Source organism: Asticcacaulis sp., assembly GCF_051956075.1.
Classification (GTDB): Bacteria; Pseudomonadota; Alphaproteobacteria; order Caulobacterales; family Caulobacteraceae; genus Asticcacaulis.
In genome coordinates this window covers 48469-56236 of sequence record NZ_JBQCGA010000031.1, presented here as the reverse complement: position 1 = coordinate 56236, position 7768 = coordinate 48469, and the positions used below count along the sequence as shown (strand labels likewise).

Here is a 7768-nt window from a genome sequence, read left to right as displayed (position 1 = left end):
TTAAACGACTCGATCTTGCCGCTGGCCAGACGGCGCGCGCCGATAGGGTGGTGCGCCTCAAAGCCGCGAATACGGTGGAAATAGACCAGACTCAGACGCCGTCCGTCATCAAAGGTCTCAATCCGTTGCGGTCCTTTTGGGCCGGAGGGCGGATAACCGCCAATCGTGACGGCGACCGTCTGGACGTCGCCAACAACAGCGCGATCAAGCGTGACCGTCGGGCGCTGGATAAGTCCAACCGGCAGGAAAAAGGCCAGATCGCGCACATAAGGGCCGACGTGCTGACTGAGAGCAGGCGCCAGCTTGGGACCAACGCCTTTCAGGCTGCTCACGCTGGTGAAGTAGGGAAACAAAATTTCTGGCCGCATGGGGCTTATCAAGCACCAAATTTGCTTTATGAGAAGGCCCCTTGATCTTTTTGCGCAAAGGCCCAGCTATGTCGGCGAACGATCGTGAAGCCCGGTTGAAGAAGTTATCGTTCCGCGCCTGGCGTCGGGGTTTCAAAGAGGCGGATATTATCCTTGGCAATTTCGCAGACGACCGGTTGCCGATGATGAGCGACGCGCAACTCGACCTGTTTGAAGTTCTGCTCGAAGTTCCCGATCAGGATCTTTATGGCTGGATCATCGAGCGCGATCCAACGCCGATTGAATATCAATCGGAAATCATGAATGAACTCAACTACTATTACAAAACAGCTTATACGAAACTCTAGCTCATAATGTCCGCCTTTCCCGATCTGAGCCGCCAGGAGGGCGCGCTGACCCTCAGCGGTTGCCCCGAAGGCTACGACAGTCTGGTCGCCGCCGATATAGCGCGCGGGGCCGATCTCAGCCTGTTTGTCGCGCGCGATTTCAGCCGCATGAACGCCGTGCTGGAGGCGCTCAAATTCTTCGCGCCTGAACTCGAGGTTCTGACCTTCCCGGCCTGGGACTGTCTGCCCTATGACCGCATGAGCCCGACGCCGGGCGTGGTGGCGCAGCGCATGTGCGCCCTGTCGCAACTGACCGCGCGGCGGAAGGGTGATGCGCCGCTTCTGGTGGTGACGACGGCGGCGGCGGTCATGCAGCGCGTGCCGCCGCGCGCCATGATCGAAGAGGGGCGTCTGAGCCTGAAGCCGGGTCAGTCGCTCGATCCGGCCGATCTGGAAGCCTACTTCCTGCGCCACGGCTATGTGCGCGTTTCCAGCGTATCGGAGCGCGGGGAGTTCGCCGTGCGCGGTGGTCTTGTGGACGTATTTTCACCCACGCATGACGATCCGATGCGGCTGGACTTCTTCGGAGACACACTGGAGTCGATCCGCAGCTTCGACCCGGAGACGCAGCGTTCGCTCAGTCAGGTCAAGTCGCTCGACTTTACCGCCGTCTCGGAAATTCGACTCGATGAGGCCGGGATCAGTCGCTTCCGCCAGGGCTATCTCAGTCATTTCGGCGCGTCTGGTGACGATCCTATGTATGCGGCCCTGTCGTCGGGCATACGACGTCAGGGCGTCGAGCATCTACTGCCTCTGTTCTACGATCATCTCGACACCCTGTTCGACTATCTGACGCCGGAAGCCGTCATCATGCTGGACGCCCTGGCGGAAAACGCCGTGGCCGAACAGCAGGCGGCGGCGCAGGACGCCTTTGAACTGCGCCGCGACGCCGCCGAAGGCCGGTATCGCGCCCTGCCTCCAGAACAACTCTATCTCGATAATGACGATCTAACGGCTCTCCTGACGGGACGGCGCGTGCGCCGTTTCGAACCGTTCGCCCATGCAGGCGGCGTCGATCTGGGCGGGCGTCCCGGGCGCGATTTTGCTGAAGCGCGGCGTCTCGACGCGACCAATCTGTTCACCACCGTCGCCGACCATGCGCGCGCCCTGGCCAAGACCGGCAAGCGTGTCCTGTTCGCCTCGTGGACGGAAGGCTCATCTGACCGACTGGGCCAGATGCTGGCCGATCACGGTCTGGAAGGTTTGAGATTGGCGAAGGACTGGCCGGACGCGCAGAGCTTTGGCGTCGCAGGCACAAAGGTCAAACCGATCCAGCGCGCGGTGATCCCACTCGATCATGGCTTCGAGACCGAAGCGCTGGCGGTCATTTCGGAAACCGATATTTTAGGCGACAGATTAGCCCGCCCACGTAAACGACGCAGAGCGCAGAATTTTCTTGCGGAAGCTTCATCCTTATCGACCGGCGATCTGGTCGTGCATATCGAGCACGGCATCGGTCGTTATGACGGGTTGCGAACGCTCGACGTCGCGGGCGCGCCGCATGATTGTCTCGATCTGCAATACGCCAATGACGCCAAACTGTACCTGCCCGTTGAGAATATCGACCTCCTGACGCGCTATGGCGGCGACAGCGAGATGGCGCAGCTCGACCGGCTCGGCTCGGCAAGCTGGCAGGCGCGCAAGGCCAAGGCCAAGGAGCGTTTGCGCGAAATGGCTGAGGGCCTTATCCAACTCGCCGCTGCGCGCGCCACCAAGGCGGGTCCGCAGATCGACCCGCCATCCGGGCTTTACGACGAGTTCTGCGCCCAGTTCCCTTATGAGGAGACGGACGACCAGCTCGGCGCCATCGCCGACGTGCTGGAAGACCTCGGACGCGGTCATCCGAGGGATCGGCTTATTTGCGGCGATGTCGGCTTTGGCAAGACCGAGGTGGCGCTGCGCGCCGCCTTCGTCGTCGCCATGTCGGGGCAGCAGGTGGCGGTCGTCTGCCCGACGACTCTGCTGGCGCGCCAGCATTTCAAGACCTTCAGCCAGCGCTTTCAGGGTTGGCCAGTGCGGGTGCGGCAATTGTCGCGCCTGGTCGGGCGCAAGGAGGCCGATGAGACGCGCGCAGGCCTGAAGGCGGGCGAGATCGAGGTGGTGATCGGCACGCACGCCCTGCTGTCGGAGCAGATCGCCTTCAAGGATCTCGGCCTGGTCATCGTCGATGAGGAGCAGCATTTCGGCGTCAAGCATAAGGAAAAGCTGAAATCCTTCCGCGCCGATGTGCATATGCTTGCATTATCTGCAACGCCCATACCTCGGACGTTGCAAATGGCGCTATCTGGGATTCGCGATATGTCGATTATCGCCACCCCGCCGGTCGATCGTATCGCGGTGCGCACCTATGTGCTGCCCTATGATCCTGTGACCCTGCGCGAAGCCCTGCTGCGCGAGAAATATCGCGGCGGTCAGGTCTATTATGTCGTGCCGAGGATCAGCGACCTGCATGAGGTCGCCGACTTCCTGCGCGCTCAGGTTCCAGAGGTGCGGTTCGTCATCGGGCATGGTCAACTCTCGCCGACCGCGCTCGAAGACGTGATGAGCGCCTTCTATGACGGCGAATACGACGTGCTGTTGTCCACCACCATCGTCGAATCGGGTCTGGATGTGCCGTCGGCGAATACGCTGATTGTGCATCGCGCCGATATGTTCGGGCTGGCGCAGCTCTATCAGATCCGCGGACGGGTCGGGCGATCCAAGACCCGCGCCTTCGCCTACCTGACCACGCCGCAACATAAGACTTTAAGTGTTGCCTCAGAGAAACGCCTCAAGGTTCTGCAATCCCTAGATAATCTTGGGGCAGGCTTCCAACTGGCCAGCCACGATCTCGACATCCGCGGCGGCGGCAATCTGCTGGGTCACGAACAGTCGGGCCATATCCGCGAAATCGGCGTCGAACTGTATCAGCAGATGCTGGAGGACGCGGTCGCCGAGCTTCGCGAACGAAGCGATCATAGCCTAACCGACGCGCGCGCCTGGTCGCCGCAGATCAATACCGGCGCGGCCGTCATGATTCCGGAAAGCTACATTTCCGACCTCAATATTCGCCTGGCCATTTATCGCCGCGTCTCCGAAGCGGAGAAGATGGAGGACCGCGAAGCCCTGGCCTCGGAACTCATCGACCGCTTCGGTCCGATCCCGGAAGAAGCCGAGCAGTTGCTCAAGGTGGTCGGGATCAAAGGTCTGTGCCGCGAGGCCAATGTCGCCAAGCTCGACGTCGGCCCCAAGGGCGCGGTGATCAGCTTCCGCAATGACAGCTTCGCCAACCCCATGGGATTGGTGCGCTTTATTCCGACCCGACCCGACTGGAAACTGCGCCCAGATCAGAAGCTGCTGGTGCGCGGTGACTGGCCGGACGCAGCGCAGCGTCTGACGGCGGCGGAGAAAATCATGAAGGATTTGTCGCGTTTGGCTAAAGAAGCCTAAACCGCTTCCTTAGCTGTGTCGCCCGCCGCGCGCGAGGCGCGCATCAGCGCAGCGCCCGCCGCTTCGCCAGGCAGCAATTCCGCTGCGCCAATCGTGAATTCGACCACGAAGGGCGGCTTGCCCTGACCGGAATCGAAAGCGGTGCAACTGATGACGGCGGATATGCGCTCGCCGACATTACGCGCCTGCGACAGGCTGGTGGCGGGCAGGGCGATGGCGAAGACGTCGTTCGACAATCGTCCGGCGCTGTCTTCGGAACGCACCAGTCGCGAGATCATCGAACCAATTTGCGGCGCGGCGCGCTCCAGCGCGCCCTTGGCGCGGGCGCGGGCGATGTCCGGCGTATCGGCGATGCGCAGAACGCACAGACTGAGCGTGCGCTGACGCTCCCGACAGGCTTGCGATAACCGCGCCAGATGGCCAGCAAACAGGTCGCGTCCGAACAGACCGGTCGCCTTGTCCATCTCCGGGCGATGACGCATGGAATCGAGTGTTTTGCGGATCGTTGTCTGGCGACGATAGCCGCGCGCCAGACGGATCAGGCGATGGGCGATTTCCGTGACGCTGGCGCTGGGATTGGCGATGTCGTTGACGCCGCGCAGGTAGGCGTCACCAACGTCGATCTCGACCAGCCGGTTCAGGCGCAACAGGACCGGCGTATGATAAAGGCGCGTATTGCGTCGCATACCGCCCGCAATGGCCAGAGCCTCCGCCGGTTGCGCGCCGCCCCACAGTAAAACCGCATCGAAAGTGCGGTCGTGCAGATAATCGAACGCGCCATAGCTGCTCAAGGCGGCGACCACATCGACGCCTTCGGCTTTCAGGATGTGGTTGATGGCGAGAAATTCCGGGTCCGGCTGGCCGACCGACAACAGGCTGAGCGCCGGTTGCGACGCCATCTGCGCTTCCAGATCGGGCATGTCGGCGGCGAAGGTCTGACAACGCGTATCATATTCTTCTTCGCAGACGCATCCGCGCACCAGATGTTCGATACTGAGCAGGATCTGCTGCGGATGCGACTCGCGCGTAAACACCATGTCCCAGCCGATCGGCACCACATGATGGTCGTCGCGGCGCATCATGGCGACGGCGATGCGGCGCGGCGCGGCGGCGGCGCGCAGGCTGTCGACTATCGCCTCCTCGGATGGAAAGCTTGCTTCATCAACCAGAACCGCTTCAATCGGCAGATCGCCCAGCGCTATGCGCGCTGCGTCCTTGTCGGTTGCGCAAAGCGTGCGCAGCCCCAGTCGGTCCATATCGTCCGCCAGGGCGTGCGACCACAGCTCATCCTGGCTGAGAACCAAAAGACGCGCAGGAAAGGTCAGCATGAAAGCGCCTTTATGCACGGTGAAAACGGAGGAATCAGGGTCATGGCAATGTCACCTTAGATACGCCAGGTAAACAGGAGTGTAACACAAAAGCGGGCTTTAAACCCGCAGGGAGACATCGAACGCCCACCCCTTGTCAAGCGCATGGGTCGCCATGAGTCGATACTGGTTTTGATTGCAAAAATGCGGCACGTCAATCTGCGCCATCGGGTCATCGGCCAGCAACCGCACCCCGGCGACGTCCTCTTGCGCCAGCGCGCGACGCAGGCGCAGGGTCGGCACAGGGCAGCGATGGCCGCGCGCATCCAGACAAAGCCAGTTGGATGGGAGATCAGGCGGCGCTCCGGTCATGTCAGGCGAACTTATTGCGGAAACGTAAGGCGAGAAAGTCGATCAGGGTGCGCACGCGCCGCGTCGGCGCCCGTCCCGGCGGCATCAGGATATGCACAGGCGTGACGCCCCAATCGTAATTGTCCAGCACCGTATCGGCTTCGCCGGACTGAATGTAGCGCCCGACAATATAGACCGGCAGCAAGGTCAGCCCCAGGCTGGCGCGCACGCCCTCCATCAACATATAGGCGTTGTTCGAGCGCAGATGCGGGCGGATCGTGACGGCGCGCTCTTCGCCCTCGGCCTGATAGCGCCACAGATCCTGAGCGTTGACGCCGTTATAGTGCAGGATGGTCTGACCGCCCAGATGCTCAGGTTCGAGAATGGGCGGGTGCGTATCGAGATAGCCGCGGCTGGCGACGACGACACGCCGGGACTGGCAAAGCAGGCGCGACGTCATGCTGGAATCGGGCAGGGCGCCGACGCGCACCGCCAGATCATAGCCTTCGCGGATCAGATCGACCTTTTCGTCAATATAGTCGATGCACAATTCGACATTGGGGTACAGCCGGGCGAACTCGGCCAGGGCTGGCGTCAGATATTCCGATCCGAAAAACACCGGGCCGGTCAGGCGTATCTGTCCGGAAATGTCGCCGACCGAACCGGACAGGCTTTCGGCGGCGCATTCCAGTTGCGCCATCGCCGCGCGCGCTTCTTCATAATAGGTCTGGCCCGCCTCGGTCAGCAGCGCGCCGCGCGCCGAGCGTTGCAGAAGTTGCGCATTAAGCGTCTCTTCAAGCCGCGCCACACGGCGGGAAATCAATGATTTGGATGATTCCAGCCTTTGCGCCGCCTTGGCGAAACTGCCGGTTTCCGCGACCCGGAAAAAGGCGTGCAGATCGTCGAAGTCGATGCGAGCCTGTTCCATTTTGTGCAACACCATGATGCGCTTTGCGCGTCTTCCTGAAACGAAGCTAGCGGATTATATCGACGCTCACAAGCGTAATCCTGTGATTTTGAGCGGGCGTATTTTCCGCAACGGAGATGGTCGATGTTCATGAGTTCGCAGACACAGAAGCACAAGGCGCGCCGTATCGAGCGCGTGGTGCGCGGTATTCCGTCCAGTGAAAATTCCGGCGCGCGGCTGAACCGGGTGATCGGAACCGAAGCGCTCGATCAGGTTGATCCCTTCCTTTTGTTTGAAGACATGCGCTACGGCGCGGTCTTCGGCGATCTGGTCGAACATCCATGTGCCGGTTTCGAGATCATCACCTGCGTCATGCAGGGCGTGGCGTGGCACAGCACGGCGGGCAAGGGCGGCATGATCCCTGCGGGCGGCGCGCAATGGCTGACCGCTGGTCGCGGCGTCAGCCAGGGCTTGAGTCTGGGTGGCGATGAGGCTTTCGGATTCCAATTGTGGCTGAACCTGCCGGGCGAGAATAAGCGGCAACAGGCTGTGGCGCGCGACATAGCCGCTGAAGACGTGCCTGCGCTTATCGTTGGCAAGGCCGAAGCGCGCGTGCTTGCGGGACGCTTGCAAGGCCTTATGGGGCCGATCATGTCGCCGCCGACCCAACCCGTCCTGATCGATGTCACATTGGACGGTGAGGGTGACATTACCCTGCCGCTGCCCAAGGATCATCAGGGCTTTGTCTATGTCTTCAAAGGCGGCGTCGCGGTCGAACAGACCCTGATCAGCGCTGGGCAGGCGGGCCTGCTGAACGCCGATGGCGATACGCTCAACTTGGTTGCAGGTCAGGACGGCGCCCGCGCCCTGGTCGCGACCGCCTTGCCCCTGAAAGAACCGCTGGTGCGTTATGGCCCGTTCGTCATGAATGACCATGACGGGGTCAAGCAAGCCTTTACCGATTATCAGAACGGCCTCTTCTGATTTTCGGTCTGGCCGCGCCCCTCGTCATCCCCCCCA

Annotated in this window: 6 protein-coding genes and 1 pseudogene; 3 read left to right on the top strand and 4 right to left on the bottom strand. The window is 61.6% G+C overall.

Annotated elements, in window-relative coordinates; all coding sequences use genetic code 11:
• Nucleotides 1-368 (bottom strand): annotated as a pseudogene (locus tag ACTHLA_RS08415) (ATP-dependent DNA helicase RecG); the annotation flags it as partial.
• A gap of 68 nt (nt 369-436) precedes the next feature.
• Here ACTHLA_RS08415 and ACTHLA_RS08410 point away from each other — a divergent pair.
• Nucleotides 437-715: a succinate dehydrogenase assembly factor 2 gene (locus tag ACTHLA_RS08410; RefSeq protein ID WP_440187272.1), complete on the top strand. Its 279-nt coding sequence runs from the start codon at nt 437-439 to the stop codon at nt 713-715.
• Between the two features lie 6 nt (nt 716-721).
• Complete coding sequence (mfd, locus tag ACTHLA_RS08405; RefSeq protein ID WP_440187269.1) at nt 722-4183, top strand: transcription-repair coupling factor; 3462 nt, start codon at nt 722-724, stop codon at nt 4181-4183.
• Here the strand turns inward: mfd and ACTHLA_RS08400 are convergent.
• From ACTHLA_RS08400 to ACTHLA_RS08390, 3 genes are all read right to left on the bottom strand, one after another.
• Nucleotides 4180-5511: a GGDEF domain-containing protein gene (locus ACTHLA_RS08400; protein ID WP_440187266.1), complete on the bottom strand. Its 1332-nt coding sequence runs from the start codon at nt 5509-5511 to the stop codon at nt 4180-4182. The two genes, mfd and ACTHLA_RS08400, sit on opposite strands and share 4 nt — an antisense overlap.
• 99 nt (nt 5512-5610) lie before the next feature.
• Nucleotides 5611-5862, bottom strand: coding sequence for a sulfurtransferase TusA family protein (locus tag ACTHLA_RS08395; protein WP_440187263.1), 252 nt, complete (start codon nt 5860-5862; stop codon nt 5611-5613).
• Nucleotide 5863: 1 nt separating this feature from the next.
• Nucleotides 5864-6769: a LysR substrate-binding domain-containing protein gene (locus ACTHLA_RS08390; protein ID WP_440187260.1), complete on the bottom strand. Its 906-nt coding sequence runs from the start codon at nt 6767-6769 to the stop codon at nt 5864-5866.
• 129 nt (nt 6770-6898) lie between these two features.
• Between ACTHLA_RS08390 and ACTHLA_RS08385 the strand changes: the two genes are divergently transcribed.
• A complete protein-coding gene (locus ACTHLA_RS08385) occupies nt 6899-7732 on the top strand; it encodes a pirin family protein (protein ID WP_440187257.1) in 834 nt (277 codons plus the stop codon).
• The last annotated feature ends 36 nt before the right edge of the window (nt 7733-7768 follow it).

Bases quoted from the DNA above. Each gene is read 5' to 3' on its own strand.
- ACTHLA_RS08410 (WP_440187272.1), top strand. From the start codon at position 437: ATGTCGGCGAACGATCGTGAAGCCCGGTTGAAGAAGTTATCGTTCCGC.
- mfd (WP_440187269.1), top strand. From the start codon at position 722: ATGTCCGCCTTTCCCGATCTGAGCCGCCAGGAGGGCGCGCTGACCCTC.
- ACTHLA_RS08400 (WP_440187266.1), bottom strand. From the start codon at position 5,511: ATGCTGACCTTTCCTGCGCGTCTTTTGGTTCTCAGCCAGGATGAGCTG.
- ACTHLA_RS08395 (WP_440187263.1), bottom strand. From the start codon at position 5,862: ATGACCGGAGCGCCGCCTGATCTCCCATCCAACTGGCTTTGTCTGGAT.
- ACTHLA_RS08390 (WP_440187260.1), bottom strand. From the start codon at position 6,769: ATGGAACAGGCTCGCATCGACTTCGACGATCTGCACGCCTTTTTCCGG.
- ACTHLA_RS08385 (WP_440187257.1), top strand. From the start codon at position 6,899: ATGAGTTCGCAGACACAGAAGCACAAGGCGCGCCGTATCGAGCGCGTG.